The sequence below is a fragment of the Vibrio sp. QJM3NY_27 genome, from assembly GCF_057785955.1.
Genome location: NZ_CM173511.1, coordinates 3,429,032 through 3,449,771 on the forward strand (window position 1 = coordinate 3,429,032; position 20,740 = coordinate 3,449,771).

Annotated in this window: 17 protein-coding genes; 7 read left to right on the top strand and 10 right to left on the bottom strand. The window is 45.9% G+C overall.

Annotation, left to right across the window (positions count from 1 at the left end; genetic code table 11):
• Nucleotides 1-529: 529 nt before the first annotated feature.
• The 6 genes from fre to trxA form a co-directional block, all read right to left on the bottom strand.
• On the bottom strand, nt 530-1,243 hold the full coding sequence (gene fre, locus AC3CIA_RS15445) for an NAD(P)H-flavin reductase (protein ID WP_146454387.1): 714 nt from the start codon (nt 1,241-1,243) through the stop codon (nt 530-532).
• Between the two features lie 20 nt (nt 1,244-1,263).
• Entirely contained in the window at nt 1,264-1,533 is a 270-nt protein-coding gene (locus AC3CIA_RS15450; protein WP_017081534.1) for a 2Fe-2S iron-sulfur cluster-binding protein, read from the bottom strand.
• The gene (ubiD, locus tag AC3CIA_RS15455; protein ID WP_017093290.1) at nt 1,530-3,371 is read right to left on the bottom strand and encodes a 4-hydroxy-3-polyprenylbenzoate decarboxylase; all 1,842 of its coding nucleotides are present in this window, start codon (nt 3,369-3,371) and stop codon (nt 1,530-1,532) included. The genes AC3CIA_RS15450 and ubiD overlap by 4 nt, the downstream gene beginning before the upstream one ends.
• A 98-nt stretch (nt 3,372-3,469) precedes the next feature.
• Nucleotides 3,470-4,465, bottom strand: a complete 996-nt coding sequence (locus AC3CIA_RS15460; RefSeq protein WP_488518285.1) for a hypothetical protein — start codon at nt 4,463-4,465, stop codon at nt 3,470-3,472.
• A gap of 110 nt (nt 4,466-4,575) precedes the next feature.
• Entirely contained in the window at nt 4,576-5,835 is a 1,260-nt protein-coding gene (rho, locus tag AC3CIA_RS15465) for a transcription termination factor Rho (RefSeq protein WP_029222011.1), read from the bottom strand.
• Between the two features lie 200 nt (nt 5,836-6,035).
• Nucleotides 6,036-6,362 carry a thioredoxin TrxA gene (gene trxA / locus AC3CIA_RS15470; protein ID WP_004736635.1) on the bottom strand — a complete coding sequence of 109 codons (327 nt, stop codon included), beginning with the start codon at nt 6,360-6,362 and terminating at the stop codon, nt 6,036-6,038.
• Between the two features lie 111 nt (nt 6,363-6,473).
• Between trxA and rhlB the strand changes: the two genes are divergently transcribed.
• Both rhlB and gppA read left to right on the top strand, forming a co-directional pair.
• Nucleotides 6,474-7,784: an ATP-dependent RNA helicase RhlB gene (gene rhlB / locus AC3CIA_RS15475; RefSeq protein ID WP_004736636.1), complete on the top strand. Its 1,311-nt coding sequence runs from the start codon at nt 6,474-6,476 to the stop codon at nt 7,782-7,784.
• 6 nt (nt 7,785-7,790) lie between these two features.
• Nucleotides 7,791-9,284, top strand: a complete 1,494-nt coding sequence (gene gppA, locus AC3CIA_RS15480) for a guanosine-5'-triphosphate,3'-diphosphate diphosphatase (protein ID WP_488518286.1) — start codon at nt 7,791-7,793, stop codon at nt 9,282-9,284.
• 101 nt (nt 9,285-9,385) lie between these two features.
• On the opposite strand, the gene AC3CIA_RS15485 is transcribed toward gppA, so the two are convergent.
• The 3 genes from AC3CIA_RS15485 to recQ all read right to left on the bottom strand — a co-directional run bounded on the left by AC3CIA_RS15485 (nt 9,386) and on the right by recQ (nt 12,567).
• On the bottom strand, nt 9,386-10,057 hold the full coding sequence (locus AC3CIA_RS15485; RefSeq protein ID WP_004736638.1) for a 7-cyano-7-deazaguanine/7-aminomethyl-7-deazaguanine transporter: 672 nt from the start codon (nt 10,055-10,057) through the stop codon (nt 9,386-9,388).
• A gap of 279 nt (nt 10,058-10,336) precedes the next feature.
• Nucleotides 10,337-10,648 (bottom strand): DUF3630 family protein, encoded by a 312-nt coding sequence (locus AC3CIA_RS15490; RefSeq protein ID WP_009848192.1) that lies wholly within the window; start codon nt 10,646-10,648, stop codon nt 10,337-10,339.
• A gap of 80 nt (nt 10,649-10,728) precedes the next feature.
• Entirely contained in the window at nt 10,729-12,567 is a 1,839-nt protein-coding gene (gene recQ, locus AC3CIA_RS15495) for an ATP-dependent DNA helicase RecQ (RefSeq protein ID WP_065606632.1), read from the bottom strand.
• Between the two features lie 179 nt (nt 12,568-12,746).
• Between recQ and rarD the strand changes: the two genes are divergently transcribed.
• The 5 genes from rarD (at nt 12,747) to tpx (ending at nt 18,429) form a co-directional block, all read left to right on the top strand.
• Complete coding sequence (gene rarD, locus AC3CIA_RS15500) at nt 12,747-13,655, top strand: EamA family transporter RarD (RefSeq protein WP_488518287.1); 909 nt, start codon at nt 12,747-12,749, stop codon at nt 13,653-13,655.
• Between the two features lie 86 nt (nt 13,656-13,741).
• Complete coding sequence (locus tag AC3CIA_RS15505; protein WP_017085656.1) at nt 13,742-14,536, top strand: helix-turn-helix transcriptional regulator; 795 nt, start codon at nt 13,742-13,744, stop codon at nt 14,534-14,536.
• Between the two features lie 99 nt (nt 14,537-14,635).
• A complete protein-coding gene (locus AC3CIA_RS15510; protein WP_004736644.1) occupies nt 14,636-15,298 on the top strand; it encodes a LysE family translocator in 663 nt (220 codons plus the stop codon).
• Between the two features lie 91 nt (nt 15,299-15,389).
• Nucleotides 15,390-17,147, top strand: coding sequence for a gamma-glutamyltransferase (gene ggt / locus AC3CIA_RS15515; RefSeq protein WP_488518288.1), 1,758 nt, complete (start codon nt 15,390-15,392; stop codon nt 17,145-17,147).
• Nucleotides 17,148-17,931: 784 nt separating this feature from the next.
• Entirely contained in the window at nt 17,932-18,429 is a 498-nt protein-coding gene (gene tpx / locus AC3CIA_RS15520; protein WP_009848186.1) for a thiol peroxidase, read from the top strand.
• A gap of 135 nt (nt 18,430-18,564) precedes the next feature.
• On the opposite strand, the gene uvrD is transcribed toward tpx, so the two are convergent.
• Nucleotides 18,565-20,739: a DNA helicase II gene (gene uvrD / locus AC3CIA_RS15525; protein ID WP_009848185.1), complete on the bottom strand. Its 2,175-nt coding sequence runs from the start codon at nt 20,737-20,739 to the stop codon at nt 18,565-18,567.
• Nucleotide 20,740 lies beyond the last annotated feature (1 nt).

Here is a 20,740-nt window from a genome sequence, read left to right on the forward strand (position 1 = left end):
GAAAAAGATTGATGAACATGTAATTCTAAAGCTATTACCATTCCAACAGAATGGTAATGAATTGACTGTGCCGAATAACTACAAGTAGTTAAACGTATTGGTCACTCAGTTCATTGAAATCAATTTTGTTACCGAAGTAACTGTTTTATCCAAAGGATAAAACGTTTTGATATTCATCAACGAGTGCCCACACAGATTGATAGGTTTAAATTGTTAAAGAGCTTCACTTGTTGAGCGTTCCTTTTTAAGTAAGGAGCCTCTCTAAGTGGACGGCCATTCTAGCGAATTAACATTCAGTGTCAAACACTTTTTGAAAATTAATTTTTTGTCGCTTTCCGTCTGACTGATTGTTGCTGAAGCCTTGTGGCGTCTGCCGTCTCAGTGGTGTCGCATTATAGGGAACCCACTCAGCTTAGCAACTACTTTTTCATAAAAAATGAATAAATAGGGGTTAACTGCCTAATAGTTCACCTAAACAGAAAAAAGAGAACATTTCTGCTCTCTTTTCGCTCAAAATCCAAAAGAATTCTTAGATAAATGCGTAAGCATCTGCGTACATATGGTCACGCTTTGCTTCTTTATTCTGAGTAAACAAGTCTCTTGCGGCACCTGCCATTTCGAAACGACCCGCAATGTAGATATCGAAATCAGCTAATGATTCGAAACTTTGCGTGATTGCTTCAAGTACATTACCCGTTTGACCGTGCCAAACTTCAGGCGCTTCTTCTACTACTGGTACAAAATGTACATTGCTGTGTTTTGCTGCAATGTCGACAAGCTCTTCTTTCGCATACAGCTGACACTCATCTTTTGCGCCCCAGTATAGATGAATCTCTTTTTTACTGTTCTGCGCGATGCAGTGATCGAGAATAGAGCGCACGTAGCTAAAGCCAGTACCACCAGCAATGAGTAACAGAGGACGATCGCTTTCTTCTTTAACCCACGCATCACCGTGCGGAGCATCAATAGCTATATCGCCACCTTCAGCTTGCGCTTTCTTCATTGCCTCAACGACTTCTGAAGCGTAAGCATTGTGCTCAGCTGCACCAATGTGTAACTCAAGCTCGCCTTCATGGCGACAAGGGCTGCTTGCAATCGAAAATGGACGCTTATCTTTCTCGCCCATTTCAACCATCAGATATTGGCCCGCTTTAAAAGCGACCGGTGTTTCTGGGTGAAGTAGGATTTGGTAAGTATTGCAAGCCAAAGGCTCGATAGACTTCACTTTACATTTAATAGTCATGTTCTTCCTCTTACTAACCCTTAATCGGCAAAGGTTAGAACTAAATTACTTTCTGCAAATGCTTGGCAAGCAAAAATCCAACCTTGTTGCTGCTCTTTCTCTGTAAGCATGGGTTCAAGATGGTAACTCACTTGCCCTTCTAATTTTCTGCACATACACATCGCGCATGCGCCGACTTGGCAACGGTTTGGGAAATAGATATCGCTGTTGAGCGCAGCATCCAAGACCGTTTGCCCTTTTTCTACGGTAAAACTGATGTTTTCTGGGTATAAGACTACTTGGTAGCTCATGAAATTCCTAGCTGTTCCCAGATGCTATCAATCTTTTTAACGACATCAGGATCTTTTGTGATTGGAACACCCCACTCACGCAGGCATTCGCCTTCCCACTTATTGGTCGCATCTAGACCCATTTTTGAGTGTCCTGTTTCATTCTGTAGGAACAACGTATCTCTGGCCGGATCCATTCTTGTGGTCACCGCCCAAATAATGTCATTCCAATCACTCACGTTGACATCGCCGTCACACACGATAACAAACTTGTTCTCATCAAATTGAGACCAAACAGCTTCCATGATTTTCTTACCATTACCTGCAGCTTGCTTATCAATAGACACCACAACCATGTTGGCATTATCGTTTTGCAGGTGAATATCAATAATTTCAGGTTGAGTCTTGGTTAACTCAGCTAAGCTGCCCTCTATATGTTCACTATTTACAGGTGCTGATTCGACATCTGGCGATAGTGCTAACTCTGCATCCCACTTCTTAGTGATGTCTAGGCCCATCTTAGAACCTAACCCAACCACAGGTGATGCAAAATCCAATGAATCGATCGGCGTGTTCTCTATCATCAGGCTATCGCGTGACGGATCCATATGTTCACACATAGCAGCGGTCACTTGAGACCAGTCTCGTGCATTCACATCTTCATCGCACACCAATACAAACTTGGTGTACATGAATTGGCGTAAGAAAGACCATACACCCATCATCACTCGCTTAGCGTGACCTGGGTATTGCTTCTTCATGGTCACTACAGCCATTCGGTATGAACAACCTTCAGGCGGTAGATAGAAGTCTTCAATCTCTGGAAACTGCTTTTGAAGAATAGGAACAAACACTTCATTGAGCGCAACACCCAATACCGCAGGCTCATCAGGTGGACGGCCAGTATAGGTGCTGTGGTAGATAGGGTTTTCGCGCATGGTTACATGAGTAATAGTGAACACATGGTGCTTTTCTTTCTCGTTGTAGTAACCAGTATGATCTCCGTAAGGCCCTTCGTCCGCGAACTCATTCGGGTCGATGTAACCTTCCATCACGATTTCCGCACTTGCAGGAACGTCTAAATCATTGCTGATTGATTTAACAACCTCAGTTTTACTACCGCGTAGTAAGCCTGCAAACGCGTATTCCGATAAAGTATCCGGCACTGGCGTAACCGCACCAAGAATGGTGGCAGGATCGGCTCCAAACGCTACAGAAACTGGGAATGGTTTACCTGGGTTAGTTTCCATCCAATCACGCAGATCAAGCGCTCCACCACGGTGGGCTAACCAACGCATAATGACCTTATTCTTGCCGATTTTTTGCTGGCGATAGATGCCTAAGTTTTGGCGTTTCTTATTAGGGCCGCGAGTAACCGTTAATCCCCATGTTAGCAACGGCGCGACATCGTCGGCCCAACAGCTCATCACGGGAATTTTATCAAGGTCGACGTCATCACCCTGCCATATCACTTGTTGGCATGCCGCTTTACGAAGACGTTTAGCTGGCATATTTAAGACTTGCTTAAACACCGGCAGTTTATCAAGAGCATCTTTAAAGCCTTTTGGTGGCTCAGGTTCCTTTAGGTAAGCTAACAACTTACCCACTTCACGCAGTTCTTTCACTTCCTGACGACCCATACCAATAGCCACACGATTAGGTGTACCAAATAGATTGGTTAAAACAGGCATGTCATAGCCTATTGGGTTTTCAAACAAAAGAGCCGGGCCACCAGCACGTAGAGTACGGTCGCTAATCTCGGTCATTTCATAGTCTGGATCGACTGGGTGAGAAATGCGTTTCAACTGACCAATACTTTCAAGATGGTCGATAAAATCACGTAAATCTTTAAAACTCATAGGACTTCTACATGCTGATTATTCTGCGCTCAGTATATCAAAAAGGGTGAAGCTGAGATCCCCCTTTTTAGTGTGGTTATTGAGAGGCAAAATCCACTTTACGGTAATGCTTGCTCGATCAAAGAGCTCTTCACCTGAGGGTTATCATTCACAAGATCTTGCAACCATCGCGTATGACCCTGTTTGGCTAATTCACGGGCGACTAATGGCGCTTCATCGGCAATCGCCATCCTAGAGACAAGAAACTCCTTCACCTCTTCTGATAGCGGGTTAACCTTGGTAAGCAAAGTAATCGCTTCATCTTTCAAACGAGGATTCTTAGTCGCAGCCATTACTTGTTCAAGTGCGAACGCTTGTTTGGTTTCAGCAAGGCGGACTAGCTCAGCTTGGCTATGATAATCGGCCTTCATTCGCCATAGAATCTTGTAGACCTCTGGGTCTTCGCTCACTTGCGCTAATCGAACCACCACCTCAGTAGAAGGTAGCCAGCTAACAATAGAGGAGGCCGTGAGTTGCTTAGTCAGATAATCAACCGCTTCAGGAGACAAACTGTCTAGCTCTCTGATTAACAATGCTTCTCGTGTTTGAACTTGATGATCAGATCCAGATAACCACTCTTTTAGGTCGAGTTCTTGTTTCTCTGCATCTAACACAAACACCAGCGTCTTCTGGTCTTGGCGCCACTGTTTGATGAGCCGGTTGGCAATCGAAGGGTAATTAAAGGCAGGTACCGTAAACTCATAACCATCGCCACGCTCTAAAACTTGGTAAGTTGGCGTGATAGCGAGTTGCTGCTCAATAAAGATAGACATCTTGGGGGTGAGTACAATTTTTTGCTGTTCGAGCTTCTTCAAGAGTTGGTAACGAGCCACTTCTTGTTGGGGAAATGTCAGACGCTCAAGCGCAAAACGTAGCGAATTGACTTCGTCACGCACGACAAGCTCGAGTAATTCAGCAGTTTTCAGTTTTACTTGATCATTCTCAAGCCAAGACTCTACTGTAAGTGGAGACATCTCGGTGGCATAGCTCATGCCAACCGGGGAAAGTAACAGTGAAGTAGACAGGAGTAATGATGACAACAGTCCATGTTGCATTTTAACTTCCTTTTAACACTTTTGCTCATTCTGCAAGCTGTCGCTATAAAATGCAAATAAAAAGCGCCACCCGAAGGCAGCGCTTATTAATAACTATCAGCTAATCAAAATTACTGACGACGCATTGCGTCAAAGAACTCATCGTTCGTTTTAGTCATTGCTAACTTGTCGATAAGGAATTCCATTGCATCAGTTTCGCCCATAGGGTGAACAATCTTACGCAGGATCCACATCTTCTGTAATTCATCGCTCTTAGTAAGAAGCTCTTCACGACGAGTACCAGAGCGGTTGAAATCAATCGCTGGGAATACGCGCTTTTCAGCAATCTTACGGTTAAGGTGCAGTTCCATGTTACCTGTACCTTTGAATTCTTCGTAGATTACTTCATCCATCTTAGAACCAGTATCAACCAGTGCTGTTGCGATGATAGTTAAGCTACCGCCTTCTTCTACGTTACGTGCCGCACCGAAGAAACGCTTTGGACGATGTAGAGCATTCGCATCAACACCACCAGTAAGAACTTTACCTGATGAAGGAATAACAGTGTTGTAAGCACGAGCTAGACGAGTGATTGAGTCCAGTAGGATAACCACATCTTTCTTGTGTTCAACAAGACGCTTCGCCTTCTCGATTACCATTTCTGCTACTTGTACGTGGCGAGATGCTGGCTCATCGAAAGTCGATGCGATTACTTCGCCTTTAACTAGGCGCTGCATTTCTGTTACTTCTTCTGGACGCTCATCGATAAGTAGAACCATTAGTTCACACTCAGGATGGTTGCGTGCAATGCTTTGTGCAATATTTTGCAGAAGCATTGTTTTACCTGCTTTAGGCGGAGCAACAATCAGACCACGCTGACCTTTACCTATAGGTGAAGCAAGGTCAAGAATTCGAGCTGTGATATCTTCAGTCGCACCATTACCCGCTTCCATCACCATACGTTCGTTGGCGTGAAGAGGAGTCAGGTTTTCAAAAAGGATTTTGTTACGAGCGTTGTCTGGCTTGTCGTAGTTAACCGTGTTTACTTTAAGCAGTGCAAAGTAACGTTCGCCATCTTTAGGTGGGCGGATTTTACCGCCAATCGAGTCACCGGTGCGAAGGTTAAAACGACGAATCTGGCTTGGTGATACGTAAATATCATCTGGCCCAGCAAGGTACGAACTGTCGCCGCTACGCAGGAAACCAAAACCGTCTTGAAGAATTTCTAGAACACCATCACCAAAGATGTCTTCACCACTTTTTGCATGCGCTTTAAGGATGGAGAAGATAATGTCTTGTTTTCTTAGGCGAGCTTGATTTTCAAGACCTAGGCTTTCGCTAAGTTTAACAAGTTCAGACACAGGTCTGTTCTTCAGTTCAGTAAGATTCATAGTGGTGGAAGTTTGTTTAGTCAAAATAGGATCTGTTTTCTTAAGTTAAGAAGGAGTTGGTCACAGGATCGACCAAGAAGAGAAATTCGTTCAATTAACGTGCGATAAATTAGCACTAAAACTAAGAGTAGTCCATAGCTTAGAAAAAACAAAACCGCGCATTTGTTAACTGCGCGGTTTCTTTTCAAAGGCTCACCTAATTAAAGGTTGGCGTCTAGGAACTCTTTAAGTTGAGTTTTAGACAATGCACCAACTTTAGTTGCTGCTACGCCGCCATCTTTGAAAAGAAGCAGCGTTGGAATGCCACGAATACCAAATTTTGGTGGAGTTCCAGCATTTTGGTCGATATTTAATTTACCGATTGTGAGCTTGCCTTCGTACTCGTTTGCGATTTCATCAAGAATCGGCGCAATCATTTTACATGGACCACACCATTCTGCCCAAAAATCAACAAGAACAGGGCCTGCAGCATTGATTACATCGTTATCAAAACCGTCATCAGTTAGCTGCAAAATCTTATCACTCATCTTCCACTCCAATGTATTTTTTAGAACTGGTTGGATGATAACCAGTAAATAGATGCCCTATTGGAATGTATTTACTTTCGTATTGCAAGCTTAAGCTGATATTCTATAGCAATGAAAAAGACGCATATCACAGAGCAAAAGTTCGCCGACTTGGATTTACTTCCTCAAGTCATTGAAGGATTGGAGAAAAAAGGGTTCGATTATTGTACCCCTATCCAAGCCTTGGCGCTCCCGGTACTGCTCACCGGCCAAGACATTGCAGGCCAGGCCCAAACGGGTACTGGTAAAACGCTTGCGTTTCTAACTGCTACTTTTAACCACCTGCTAAAAACACCTGAGCATGAAGGACGTAAGCCTAACCAGCCACGTGCAATTATTATGGCACCAACGCGTGAACTCGCGATTCAGATCTACAACGATGCTGACTCTCTGGTTGAAAGCACGGGTATCAAAGCAGCACTCGCTTACGGTGGCGAAAGCTACGACAAGCAGCTAGGTAAGATCGAAGAAGGCGCAGATATCTTAATTGGTACGACTGGCCGTATCATCGATTTCTACAAGCAAAAGGTATTTAACCTTAACCACATTCAAGCTGTTGTGCTTGATGAAGCCGATCGCATGTTTGATCTGGGCTTTATTAAAGACATTCGCTTCTTGTTCCGCCGTATGCCTGAGCCAAAAGATCGCCTGAACATGCTGTTCTCTGCGACGCTGTCTTACCGCGTACAAGAGCTAGCGTTCGAGCACATGCACAACCCAGAGCACGTGGTTGTTGAGCCTGAGCGTAAAACAGGTCACCGCATTCAAGAAGAGCTGTTCTACCCTTCTAACGAACATAAGATGGCTCTTCTACAAACGTTAATCGAAGAAGAATGGCCAGATCGCGCAATCATCTTCGCTAACACGAAGCACAAATGTGAATCAGTTTGGGGCCACTTGGCTGCCGATGGTCACCGTGTAGGCCTGCTAACGGGTGATGTTCCTCAGAAAAAACGTGAAAAGATTCTTGAGCAGTTCACCAAAGGTGATGTTGACCTTCTTGTCGCAACTGATGTTGCAGCTCGTGGCCTACACATTCCTCAAGTAACACACGTATTCAACTTCGACCTACCTGATGATTGCGAAGATTACGTTCACCGTATCGGTCGTACAGGTCGTGCTGGTGAAAGCGGTCACTCGATCAGCTTTGCTTGTGAAGATTACGCAATCAACTTGCCACCAATCGAAGAATACATTGAGCATGCTATCCCAATGTCTGACTACGATGCTTCTGCACTACTAGAAGATCTGCCAGCACCGATGCGCTTACGTACACGTAACCCGCAACAACGCCGCTCGAACAACAATGGCCCACGCAACGGTAACCGTAAACCAAACCAGAACCGTCGCCCACGCCAACCGCGTCATAACAAGGAAGCTTAGTCGCTTATGAGTCAAACAGTTTCACCCCCGCTTTATGCTGCAATCGACCTCGGGTCGAACAGTTTTCATATGCTCGTTGTGCGTCACATCGATGGCAGCGTACAAACCATGGCTAAGATTAAGCGTAAAGTGCGTTTAGCAGCAGGCTTAAATGAAAATAATGCGCTTAGTACAGAAGCTATGCAGCGCGGCTGGGACTGTTTGAGTCTCTTTGCAGAGCGACTGCAAGATATTCCGAAAGAAAATATCCGCATTGTGGGTACAGCGACCCTACGTACCGCTATCAATGTGGATATATTTCTAGAGAAAGCGAACCAGATCCTTGGTTACGACATCAATGTTATCTCTGGTGAAGAAGAAGCTGCGACTATCTATAAAGGCGTAGCACACACTTCTGGTGGCAGCGGCCGCCGACTAGTGGTTGATATTGGTGGCGCAAGCACCGAAATGATCATAGGTGAAGGCTTCTCAGCGAAAGCACTAACTAGCCTGAAGATGGGCTGTGTTACCTGGCTTGAGCGCCACTTTAAAGATCGCCAATTAACCGCAACCAACTTTAACAATGCCATTGAAGCGGCTAAGTCTATGTTGGCTCCTATTCTAGATAGCTACACGGATATTGGATGGGATGTGTGTGTTGGTGCCAGTGGTACCGTTCAAGCACTGCAAGAAATCATGTTGGCGCAAGGCATGGATGAAGTCATTACTCATGCCAAGCTTAAGCGTCTACAGAAACAAGCCATGATTACCGAGCGCTTGGAAGAGCTAGAAATAGAAGGATTAACACTAGAGCGTGCATTAGTGTTCCCAAGTGGCCTTTCTATTCTTATCGCTATTTTTGAGCTACTTGAAATTGATTCAATGACACTCGCAGGCGGTGCACTCCGTGAAGGCCTAGCCTACGAGATGGTGGATGAACTTCGCCAAGAAGATATTCGAGCGCGTACCGTCAAGAGCGTGCAATCACGCTATCAAATGGACGTAAGCTACGGTGAACAAGTTGCTGTAGTCGCACAAACTCTGTTAGAGCAAGCGGGCGCCGAAGAGTGGGTTTCAGAGCCTCAAGCTGGCGTGCTATTGCAAACCGCAGCTAAGCTTCATGAGATTGGTTTAACCATCGATTTCAAAAAAGGCGGCGAGCACAGCGCTTACCTACTGCAGAACTTAGACCTGCCAGGCTTTACTCGAGCGCAAAAGCACTACTTGGGTGAGTTAACTCGTCGCTACCGTGAACAGTTAACCTCATTGCCAGAGCAACATGCAATCTCAGGCACCAGCAGCAAGCGTATTTTACGAATTCTGCGTTTAGCTATTTTGCTGACCCACCGTCGCAATCCAGCGCTAGAGCCTGATTTTAAGCTTGCAACTGATGGTAACAACCTGACCTTGACGCTTTCTAAGCAATGGCTAGCAGACAATCCGCTGACAGCTGCTGAGCTAGAGATCGAGTCGAATAGACAAACCGATATTGGCTGGCCATTGAATATTGAATGCCTCTGATATTAGTATCTGATGCTAGAAATTAAAAAAGCCCAAGTTAGTAGACTAACTTGGGCTTTTTCTTATCGCTGCATTAATGCTTTGCGTTACAAATCTCAAACTTAAGCGTTAACACCTGTCGCTTTAAAATCAGGGTTCACTGCGGTTAACTTCTTAACCACGTAATTAAGAAGCACACCGTACATAGGCACGAACAAACCTAAGCTAATGATGAGTTTGAATCCGTAATCAACCAACGCAATCTCAGTCCAGTGCTCAGCCATGAATGGATCTGGGCTTTGGTAGAAGGCAATCGCAAAGAACGCGATGGTATCAATGGCATTACCAAAAAGTGTCGAACACGTTGGCGCAACCCACCATTGCTTCATTTGGCGTAAGCGGTTGAACACATGCACATCCAAAATCTGACCGAGCAAATAAGCCATGAAGCTTGCCGCTGCGATGCGTGCTACAAACAGGTTGAACTCGCCTAGTTGACTAAAGCCTTGGAATGAACCTTCAAAGAACACAACAGACAATAAATAAGAAACGGCCAGTGCAGGCAACATCACTAAGAAAATGATTTTACGAGCAAGCTGCGCGCCAAAAATGCGTACTGTGAGATCGGTCGCTAGGAAGATAAACGGGAAAGTGAAAGCACCCCAAGTGGTGTGCATACCGAAGACGGTAAAAGGTAGCTGAACCAGATAGTTGCTTGACGCAATAATCACCAAATGGAACAAAACTAATAGTGCTAGGGCTTTGCGCTGTTGCGCAGGGGTAAAGTTACTCATGCTGTACCTTTTTAGTTTGGTTTGGGGGTGAGGGAACCCAAATCGAGTCATTTCTTCAAATAAACTAAGAAAGCTCTTACCAATAATGTGAATTAAAAATGTTTCTATAATTTGCTCTATTGAGCGGCGGGCGATTATACATTAATCAATATTGGCTGCAATGGTGAGAACAAACGCAAACGTTTATCCTCACTTTAATTAGTGAATGACACTAGAAGATCTGTTTTTTAAAGCGATATTTTTAGAAGCTATGCTAAACGTTAGAAACCATGCTTGAAGTTAGAAGCCACGCTTGAAAAGCGTCGCGAGATAATCGAACTCTTCTCGGCTTTCTTCAGCGTTTAACGACTCAAACCAAATTGATTCGCTGTAATGCTCAGACTTTAAGAACATTCGACAGTCTTCAAAATCAATCAACCAAGAGTGCATGTCAGCGTCCCATTGTTTTTCAACAACAGAAGCTGACAGCAACGCCACCAGCTTTTCACCTAGCACTTCATAAGAATCAAAATCAAAACTTGGAGACGTAATCAATAAACGTCCTTCCTCAGCCAAATATTCTCTTAAGCCAAATTCTGTTGGTGTTGTCATGTCCCTATCAACCTTATTCTTTTTCTATGAACTAACCGTTCTTATAAGCTAAACGCTTCTGAAAACTAGCAATCAGCCAATTAGCCGTGTGTGGTGATGTGTTCTTGAATCAAATCTAAGAATGGATCAGCGTACTTATCGAGTTTGCGTTGACCGACACCATTCACAGCCAGCATTTCGCCATAAGATGTGGGTAGGATTTCAGCCATATCAATCAGCGTCGCATCACTGAATACCACGTATGGTGGCAAGCCATCTTCATCAGCAATCGACTTACGCAGCTTACGCAGTTTGGCAAACAGCTTCTTATCGTAGTTCTTACTGCTCAGTTTATCGGACTTCGCATTACGCACTGCTGTATCTAAACGAGGCACAGCCAGCTCCAAAGACATCTCTCCGCGCAGTAACGGACGTGCTTCTTCGGTTAACTGTAACGTCGAGTTACGAGTGATGTTCTGGAACAACAAGCCCTTGTGAATCAGCTGACGGAAGATACTGATCCAGTAATCGTGGCTATGGTCACGGCCAATACCGTAGGTAGACAGTTTATCGTGGCCATTATCACGGACACGAATGTTCTGCATACCGCGCATCACTTCGACCACGTAGCCCATACCAAACGACTGATTGACACGATACACACAAGACAACGCCTTCTGTGCCTCTTGGGTCGCATCAAAATGCTTAGGTGGGTCGAGACAGATATCGCAGTTGCCACATTGCTTCTCGCGATATTCGCCAAAGTAGTTCAACAGAACCTGACGACGACACGTTTGCGCTTCGGCAAAGGCACTCATCGCGTTCAGCTTGTGCATCTCGACTTGTTTCTGTGGACCTTCTTCTTTCTCATCCAGCATGCGACGCAGCCAACCCATATCCGCTGGGTCAAACAACATCATCGCTTCAGCAGGCAAGCCATCACGACCTGCACGGCCTGTCTCTTGATAGTAAGATTCGATATTGCGTGGAATATCAAAGTGCACCACAAAGCGCACGTTGGGTTTATTGATGCCCATACCAAACGCCACAGTCGCTACCACGATCTGAATATCATCACGCTGGAAAGCTTCTTGAACGTAAGCACGTTCGTCGGTATCCATGCCAGCATGGTAACCCGCAGCGCGAATACCGTTATTGCACAGCTTCTCGGTCACCATCTCCACTTTCTTGCGGCTACCACAGTAGATGATGCCGCAATTGCCTTTCTGTGTTTCTAGGTAGCGAACCACCTGTGACACGGGCTTATGCTTCTCAACCAAGTTGTAACGAATATTAGGGCGATCGAAGCTACCTAAATGCGTATGCGGATCCACCAACTGCAAACGAGAGATAATATCTTTGCGCGTCGCATCATCAGCGGTTGCCGTTAGCGCCATGTAAGGTACATGTGGGAAATACTGTTTAAGCTGACCTAATGATGCATATTCAGGGCGGAAATCGTGTCCCCACTGAGAGATACAGTGCGCTTCATCGACCGCAATCATCGAAAGCGGTAAGCCTTGTAGACGCTCGATAAAGTCACGCATCAACACGCGCTCTGGCGAGACATACACCATTTTCAGCTGACCTGAGTTCATACGATTAAAGACCGAGATCAGGTTCTCTCGCGGCATCGACGAGTTAATGCACTCTGCCGCGACACCGTTAGCTTTCAGCTGATCAACCTGGTCTTTCATCAACGAAATCAGCGGTGAGATAACCAGAGTCAGCCCTTCACGAACCAAAGCCGGGATTTGGTAACACAGGGATTTACCGCCACCGGTTGGCATAATCACCAAGCTGTCTTTGCCCTCAACGGCCAAATCAATGACCTCTTGCTGACCATCGCGAAAGCTTTGATAGCCGAACACATCTTGCAAGATGGTTTGCGCATCATTCGCGGGAGTTGGTATTTGCTCAGCAATCAGAGTGGCGGTCATTATGGTTCCTAATCGAGGTATGAAATCAGCAAGCATCTTCGGCAAGCAAGTCGCACATTGTAGAGGGGAACGCTGGCGAATTAAACCGCAAATTGTTAGGTGAAAAGGGTTATCGCTCCTATACTGACCAACTCTCTTATAAATCTTATTAATAAGCACTCTGTGCTAGAGAAAGATGCATGACACAGGAAGAACAACAACGTACGCGCCAGGGAGTTTTGCTTGCCGTCGGCGCCTACACCATGTGGGGGATCGCCCCTATATATTTCAAATCTTTAAGTGATGTTTCCCCGTTAGAGATCCTTAGCCACCGTGTAGTATGGTCCTTTTTCCTACTCGCTTTCTTACTGCACATTGGCCGCAGCTGGCGTAAAGTCCACGACACCCTGACCTCGAAACCAAAAATGCTCTATTTGGTGGCGACGTCTATTTTGGTGGGCGCTAACTGGCTTATTTTTATTTGGGCGGTGAATTCCAATCACATGCTTGATGCCAGCTTGGGGTATTACATCAACCCACTGATTAACGTGTTGCTCGGGATGCTCTTCCTCGGCGAACGCTTACGTAAGCTGCAATGGTTTGCAGTGGCTCTTGCTGCGATTGGCGTATTAATCCAATTAATTGCCTTCGGTTCAGTGCCGATCGTCGCCATTGCCCTAGCCTTTAGCTTCGGTTTTTATGGCTTACTGCGTAAAAAGGTGAGCTTAGAAGCGCAAACCGGTTTGTTCATCGAAACCTTGGTTATGTTGCCTTTCGCAGCAACGTACCTACTGTTTATTGCTGATAGCCCAACCTCGGACTTCTCAATGAACCCGATGCAACTCAATCTATTATTGGTTGCGGCTGGTGTTATTACCACCATTCCACTGCTGTGCTTTACTGGCGCTGCAACACGCTTGAAGCTATCGACCCTCGGCTTCTTCCAGTACATTGGACCAAGCTTAATGTTCTTGTTAGCGGTGCTGATTTATGGCGAAGCGTTTACCAGTGACAAAGCGATTACCTTCGCCTTTATTTGGGGAGCGTTGGTGATATTCAGCTTTGACGGTCTGCGTAACAACAGAAAGAACAAACGCGCTAAGCAGTAACACTGATCGTTTTTTACAAGACAATCCCTTAATACGAAGATAAGCTTGGTTGAATTGATGACTATTTGACCAAGCTTTTTTGTACCATGGATAAAGTCCACTATTACTCTACCCCAACAGAAGATATCAGCCTGATCCAAGCTCAATACCAAGAGTTTGCTTTTCAGCGCCACTATCATTTGGACTTTCACATTGGTTTAATTACCCGAGGACAGCAGAAATTCGTCTATAAAGGGACGAGCCATAATGTTGGTGCTGGCCAAGTTGTTATCATGCCACCCGATGAGCTGCATGATGGGCACTCCAAACTCGATTCGGGTTATCAAGTCAGTGTATTTGCCGTTTCTCCCCAATGGTTTCAAGATCTTGCCGATCCCAAGAAAAATGGTCACACATTAGGCTTTTCTGAGTTGATCCTCTCCGATCAAGCTGCATTTTCACAATTACGTAACTTACATGGCCTGTTAATCCATCAAAACATCAGCCAACTCGCTCAAGATTGCTTACCTTTTGAAGGATTCTCGACGATTGTCGATCGTTATGCGAAATTTGGATCGAAAAGCGACATCAAACTGGGTAATCAATCGATTGATACGCTAAAAGACTATTTGATGGCGAATTTGGATCAACCAGTGCGATTAGAACAACTGTCTGAGTTGTGTGGTTTAACCACGACTCAATTCCAACGCCATTTTAAAAACAGAATGGGCATTACGCCTTATGCATGGCTGAGCCGTTTACGTATGGAACAGAGCATGCGTCTGATTAAGTCTGGGATATGTGGTACCAAGGTCGCGCACCAAGTAGGCTTCTATGATCAAGCACACTTCTCTAAGGCTTTCAAAACCACGTTCGGCGTACCACCCTCACAAATCAACTAAGTGTTGATAATTTACAATTGCTCGATTTCAAATCACGGTAAGCTACGCTCAATACGATTACTTATTTAAAAATAGCGGCCACGTTATTGAGAACTGACGATGAACGAAGTCACCATACTGATCACCCTAGCCTCTATCCACTTCATCGCTTTGATGAGCCCCGGCCCTGATTTTGCGTTAGTCGTGCAAAATGCGACGCGTCACGGACGCCAGACAGGCTTGTACATTGCGCTTGGTTTATCTTGCGGGATCTTGCTGCACTCATTGCTGAGCCTGACGGGAATCAGTTACCTAGTCCACCAACAACCCACATTATTTGCCATTATCCAACTAGCCGGCGGTAGCTACTTACTGTACTTAGGTTACGGAGCACTTAAAGCAACCTGGCAAATCATTCAGAACCACGATGATGATGCCGATACCGTCAATTCCAACGATCTGATTCTGACCAATAAGCGTCAGGCATTTTCGAAAGGGTTTGCGACCAATATTCTCAACCCAAAGGCTTTGGTGTTCTTTATCAGCTTGATGTCGAGCCTAGTGCCTGCCGACATGTCTCTGTCAGGTAAAGGCTTTGCGCTTATCATCCTATTTGGTCTGTCTCTGTTTTGGTTCTCACTACTGGCGTGGATGCTTTCGACTAAGGCATTGCAAAAGAAACTCAGCGAAGCAACGGTATACATCGATGGCTTATGTGGCGTGGTATTCAGCCTTATTGGCGTGAGTATTCTTTGGCAGTCGCTGTCCGGTTTAATCGCTTAAATTCGAATCAAGATTACAATTCGTTAACAACACTCTGGCTATCTCATCTTTCCACTGCCAATCTAGCTCTGCATATTAAAAGGAGAAGATCATGCAGTGGAAAACAAAACTAACAACCCTCGCCACTTCTACCCTACTTTTTGCCTCTCACGTCAGTTGGGCAAATCAAGCTGCCGATTCCGTCGCACCCGAACAAAGTAGTGGTTTAGAAACCAAACAGCTCGTTAAAGCCAACGATTGGATGGTCACCGCGGCCAACCCTCTTGCCACACAAGCCGGTGCTGATGTACTTGCTCGTGGTGGTAACGCGATAGACGCCATGGTTGCTGTGCAGCTTATGCTTGGCTTAGTGGAACCTCAGTCTTCAGGTATTGGGGGCGGCGCGTTCCTTGTTTATTTTGATGGCAAGGACAAGCAACTCAAAACCTACGATGGCCGTGAAACTGCACCACTTGATGCCACACCACGTCTATTCCAAGACGAAAACGGCCAACCGCTTAAATTCTATGATGCCGTGGTTGGCGGTCGTTCTGTTGGCACGCCAGGCACGGTGCAATTACTGTGGGACACTCACCAGAAGTACGGCAAGCTCGAATGGGCATCACTGATTAAGCCCATTGCTCAACTGGCTGAAAAAGGTTTTACCATCAGCCCACGCTTAGCCACCTTGATTGAGAATGACCAAGAGCGACTAAGCCGCTTTGCCACTACCAAAGCCTACTTCTTCAATGCTGATGGCAGCCCGAAAGCCGCTGGCACGCAACTTAAGAACCCAGAGTACGCGGCAACGTTAAACGCTATTTCTAAGAACGGTGCTAAGGCCTTTTACCAAGGTGAGATCTCTACCGACATAATCAATACCGTGCAAACCGCGAAAGGCAACCCTGGCGTATTGGCACAGAAAGATTTCGACGCTTATTCGATCAAGCAGCGCGACCCGGTTTGTTCTGCTTATGAAAGCTACCAAGTGTGCGGAATGGGCCCACCGAGTTCAGGCGCATTAACCGTTGGGCAGATCTTAGCGATGACCGAGCAGTTTGATCTTAAATCATGGGGACCAAACGACGCAAAGTCTTGGCAAGTGTTAGCAGACGCTTCTCGCCTAGCCTTTTCAGACCGTGGTATGTACATGGCAGATCAAGATTACGTACCGATGCCAACCCAAGGGTTAGTGAATACTGACTATTTGCAGGAACGTGCTCAGCTAATTACCGTAGGTAAGGCATTAGACAGTGCGCCATCAGGCACCCCACCATGGGATCACGCCATGCTGCGAAGCCAAGATGTTTCTATTGAATTGCCGTCCACCAGCCACTTCAATATCGTCGATAGCGATGGCAATGTCGTTTCGATGACCACCACCATTGAGAATGCCTTTGGCTCACGTTTGATGGTGAGAGGCTTCCTACTCAATAACGAACTGACCGACTTCTCATTCAAGACCCACAACGATGGTAAGCCTATCGCTAACCGACTTGAGCCGGGTAAGCGTCCACGTTCTTCAATGGCACCCACTATCATCATGCAAGACGATAAACCTTACATGGCGATTGGCTCTCCCGGTGGCAGCCGTATCATAGGTTATGTGGCACAAGCGATCATTGCGCATACCCAATGGGACATGGATATTCAACAAGCGATCAACCAACCACACTTCCTAAACCGTTTCGGTACCTTAGATTTGGAAAAAGGAACATCGGCGGAAAGCTTCAAACCTGAGCTAGAAAAGATGGGATTTGAGGTCAACGTTCGCGATCTTAACTCCGGTTTACACGCGATTCGTATCACAAAAGACGGCTTAGAAGGTGCTGCAGACCCTCGTCGTGAAGGTGCAGCCATTGGTCAGTAGGAAATAACCCTCCCTTTTTACTCACTGCCTTGTGCGAGATCTCTCACAAGGCAGTGAGTAAATATCGATATTTAATGACGAAATCAGTCACAATAACGCCGTAACCAATTGAAATTAAAATATACGTACATTTATCATTCAAATAATTATATAGAAATTCGCTTATGCACCATTGCTGATAAATAAGGAATCGGTAATATGAATGGTGTCGGAAGGATGCTGACACGGAACAGGAAACGCCAAGGACTTGGTTATCTTCAGGATGAAGATTCGATTACTCAGGATGAATAATCGGCATGGATAGCGAAATGGACATTGAATGGACGCAATAGTAACTAGGATGGTTGCTACTAAGGAAAGACAATGGACACCTCTGGACGAGGAAAGGACTGAACATCAGGATGATGTAAAGGACACCGCTCAAGGAACAAGTGACGCGCGCTAACGAGGATTGTTGGCAGATCAGGATAAGATCAAGGACACCGCTAGGAAGGCGACGAAAGGAATACGCTGAAGGATAACAGCACACTATCATGGATTTGATGCATGGAGCACACTTAGTAGCCGGATTGCTGCGAGTAAGACTATAGACCCCGATGAGCGCAAGCTCTCGGGGTTTTTCTTTATCTGTCGTTTCATTTATTCCCCTCTCAAACAAATAAATCAAAGACCTTTGATTACAATTCTGACATTTAAAGCATTCACTTCTTAACCACTTCCGAGTAACGTAAGTCGAACTAGGCTCAACTAGTTTCATAACCATAATTAAACTAAGGACAAATTCATGTCACACGTTACCTTCAAAGGCGCTGCTGTACCGCTAACGGGCACATTCCCACAAACAGGTGAAAAGTCACCAAGCTTTGCACTGACTGCAGGCGATCTTTCTGAACTGACTCTTGCTTCTCTTGAAGGCAAGAAAGTAGTTCTAAACATCTTCCCAAGCATCGACACAGCCACTTGTGCAACGAGCGTACGCACGTTCAACGCAAAAGCGGCAGAGCTTGAGAACACGGTTGTTGTATGTATTTCTGCTGACCTACCGTTTGCTGCGGGTCGCTTCTGCGAACTAGAAGGCATTGAAGGCGTTCAACACGCCTCAACTTTCCGTTCTCCTGCATTCGCATCAGACTACGGCGTAGCGATCGCTGAAGGCCCACTATCAGGCCTAACAACACGCGCAGTTGTCGTTGTTGATGAAAAAGGTGTGGTAACACACAGCGAGCTGGTTGCAGAGATCACTGAAGAACCAAACTACGAAGCGGCACTTGCAGCACTGTAAGTCTCACTTTGAGGCAGCAATGTCTTCAGCTTGTATTAACCTAATTTAGGTCGGTACAAAGCAATAAAAAGAGCAGCCATTGGCTGCTCTTTTAGTTTTTAATAATGAACGATTTTTAGATGCCGAAGTAGCAGATTAAAGCTGCTCTAATCGAGCGTAAGCCGTTACTAACCACTTGATGCCTTCACCATTGAACGCAACTTGAACTCGGCTTTGTGGGCCACTTCCTTCGAAGTTGATGATGGTACCTTCACCAAACTTAGGGTGTTTAACGCGAGAGCCCAAACTAAAGCCTGTTTCATTGAAGTTCTCTTTCACGGCGGTTTGGCTAAAGCGACCACTGCTTGCAGGGCGACTCACTTGCGCTTTCATACGCACTTCATCCAGACATGTCTCTGGTAGCTCACGAATAAAACGAGATGGCTTGTGATACTTGTCTTGACCGTACAAACGACGCATTTCAGCGTAAGTGATGTAGAGCTTCTCCATCGCACGGGTCATGCCGACGTAACACAGACGACGCTCTTCTTCTAAGCGCCCTGCTTCTTCTGCAGACATCTGGCTTGGGAACATACCTTCTTCCACACCCACCATGAATACCATTGGGAACTCTAGGCCTTTGGCACTGTGCAGGGTCATGAGCTGAACCGCATCATCAAACTCATCAGCTTGGCCTTCACCCGCTTCCAAAGCCGCATGAGTTAAGAATGCTGTTAGCATGCTCATTTCATCCGCTTCTTCTGGTTTTTCAAACTGACGCGTTGCCGTTACTAATTCTTCCAAGTTCTCAATACGTGCCTTCGACTTCTCGCCCTTCTCTTGCTCGTACATCGCAAACAAGCCCGACGATTTGATCACGTGGTCGGTTTGCTCATGAAGCCTCAGTTCTATGGTGTCATCTTCAAGCGCATTGATAAGTTCAATAAAGCGGCTCAAAGCACCCGCAGCACGGCCTGGTAACACTTGTTCTTCTATCAGAGCAACACTGGCTTCCCACATGGTTGCACCACGATCACGCGCTGCAAGACGAATCGTTTCTAACGTTTTATCGCCCAAGCCACGAGTCGGCGTATTGACGACACGTTCGAATGCCGCATCATTGCTGCGGTTACTCATTAAGCGCAGGTAGCTCAAGGCATCTCTGATTTCTTGACGCTCGAAGAATCGCATGCCGCCATAGATTCGGTAAGGCAGGCCACCTTGAATCAAAGCTTCTTCAAGAACACGAGATTGGGCGTTATTACGATACAGCATCGCGGTATCTTCTAGCGCACCGCCTTTCTCTTGCCACTCTTTGATTTTGCTGACTGTGAAACGCGCTTCATCGAGCTCGTTGTAAGCCGAATACACAGAGATTGGCTCGCCATCGTTGCCGTCGGTCCATAACTCTTTACCCATACGCTCGGTATTATTCGAGATAAGCTCGTTAGATGCCTGCAGAATGGTTTTGGTTGAACGGTAGTTCTGTTCGAGTCGAACCGTTGAAGCGCCTGGGAATTCATCCAAGAACTTCTGAATATTTTCGATCTTCGCGCCACGCCAGCCATAGATAGATTGGTCATCATCGCCTACGATCATCACGCGACAATCCGGGCCAGCCATCATGCGCAGCCAAGCGTACTGGATGTTGTTGGTATCTTGAAATTCGTCGACAAGGATATGCTTGAAGCGAGCTTGGTAGTGCTCGCGGATGTGTTTCTTATCGCGCAATAGTTCATGCGATCTCAATAAGATTTCCGCAAAGTCGACCAAGCCAGCACGGTCACAGGCTTCTTGGTAAGCAGAGTAGATTTTTAACCACGTTTGAGTTATTGGATCATGGTAGGCATCAATGTGACTTGGGCGTAGCCCTTCGTCTTTCTTGCCATTGATCCACCAAGAAGCTTGTTTTGCAGGCCACTGCTTTTCATCAAGGTTTTGCGCCTTGATTAAGCGGCGTAGCAAACGAATCTGATCATCTGAATCAATGATCTGGAAATCTTCTGGCAGTTTTGCATCTAGGTAGTGAGCACGAAGGATGCGGTGACAAATACCGTGGAAGGTACCGTTCCACATGCCTGACGAGCTACCCATCATCAACTCTTCAATACGACCACGCATCTCTGCTGCCGCTTTGTTGGTGAAGGTAACCGACATGATAGAGAACGGCGATGCTTGCTCTACGCTTTGCAGCCAAGCGATGCGATGCACCAACACTCGCGTTTTACCACTGCCAGCACCTGCCAGAATAAGTAGGTTTTCTAAAGGTGCTGCGACCGCCTCACGTTGTTTATCGTTTAGGCCATCGAGTAAAAGCGAAGGATCTATCATT

Bases quoted from the DNA above. Each gene is read 5' to 3' on its own strand.
- fre (WP_146454387.1), bottom strand. From the start codon at position 1,243: ATGACTATTAAATGTAAAGTGAAGTCTATCGAGCCTTTGGCTTGCAAT.
- AC3CIA_RS15450 (WP_017081534.1), bottom strand. From the start codon at position 1,533: ATGAGCTACCAAGTAGTCTTATACCCAGAAAACATCAGTTTTACCGTA.
- ubiD (WP_017093290.1), bottom strand. From the start codon at position 3,371: ATGAGTTTTAAAGATTTACGTGATTTTATCGACCATCTTGAAAGTATT.
- AC3CIA_RS15460 (WP_488518285.1), bottom strand. From the start codon at position 4,465: ATGCAACATGGACTGTTGTCATCATTACTCCTGTCTACTTCACTGTTA.
- rho (WP_029222011.1), bottom strand. From the start codon at position 5,835: ATGAATCTTACTGAACTGAAGAACAGACCTGTGTCTGAACTTGTTAAA.
- trxA (WP_004736635.1), bottom strand. From the start codon at position 6,362: ATGAGTGATAAGATTTTGCAGCTAACTGATGACGGTTTTGATAACGAT.
- rhlB (WP_004736636.1), top strand. From the start codon at position 6,474: ATGAAAAAGACGCATATCACAGAGCAAAAGTTCGCCGACTTGGATTTA.
- gppA (WP_488518286.1), top strand. From the start codon at position 7,791: ATGAGTCAAACAGTTTCACCCCCGCTTTATGCTGCAATCGACCTCGGG.
- AC3CIA_RS15485 (WP_004736638.1), bottom strand. From the start codon at position 10,057: ATGAGTAACTTTACCCCTGCGCAACAGCGCAAAGCCCTAGCACTATTA.
- AC3CIA_RS15490 (WP_009848192.1), bottom strand. From the start codon at position 10,648: ATGACAACACCAACAGAATTTGGCTTAAGAGAATATTTGGCTGAGGAA.
- recQ (WP_065606632.1), bottom strand. From the start codon at position 12,567: ATGACCGCCACTCTGATTGCTGAGCAAATACCAACTCCCGCGAATGAT.
- rarD (WP_488518287.1), top strand. From the start codon at position 12,747: ATGACACAGGAAGAACAACAACGTACGCGCCAGGGAGTTTTGCTTGCC.
- AC3CIA_RS15505 (WP_017085656.1), top strand. From the start codon at position 13,742: ATGGATAAAGTCCACTATTACTCTACCCCAACAGAAGATATCAGCCTG.
- AC3CIA_RS15510 (WP_004736644.1), top strand. From the start codon at position 14,636: ATGAACGAAGTCACCATACTGATCACCCTAGCCTCTATCCACTTCATC.
- ggt (WP_488518288.1), top strand. From the start codon at position 15,390: ATGCAGTGGAAAACAAAACTAACAACCCTCGCCACTTCTACCCTACTT.
- tpx (WP_009848186.1), top strand. From the start codon at position 17,932: ATGTCACACGTTACCTTCAAAGGCGCTGCTGTACCGCTAACGGGCACA.
- uvrD (WP_009848185.1), bottom strand. From the start codon at position 20,739: ATGATAGATCCTTCGCTTTTACTCGATGGCCTAAACGATAAACAACGT.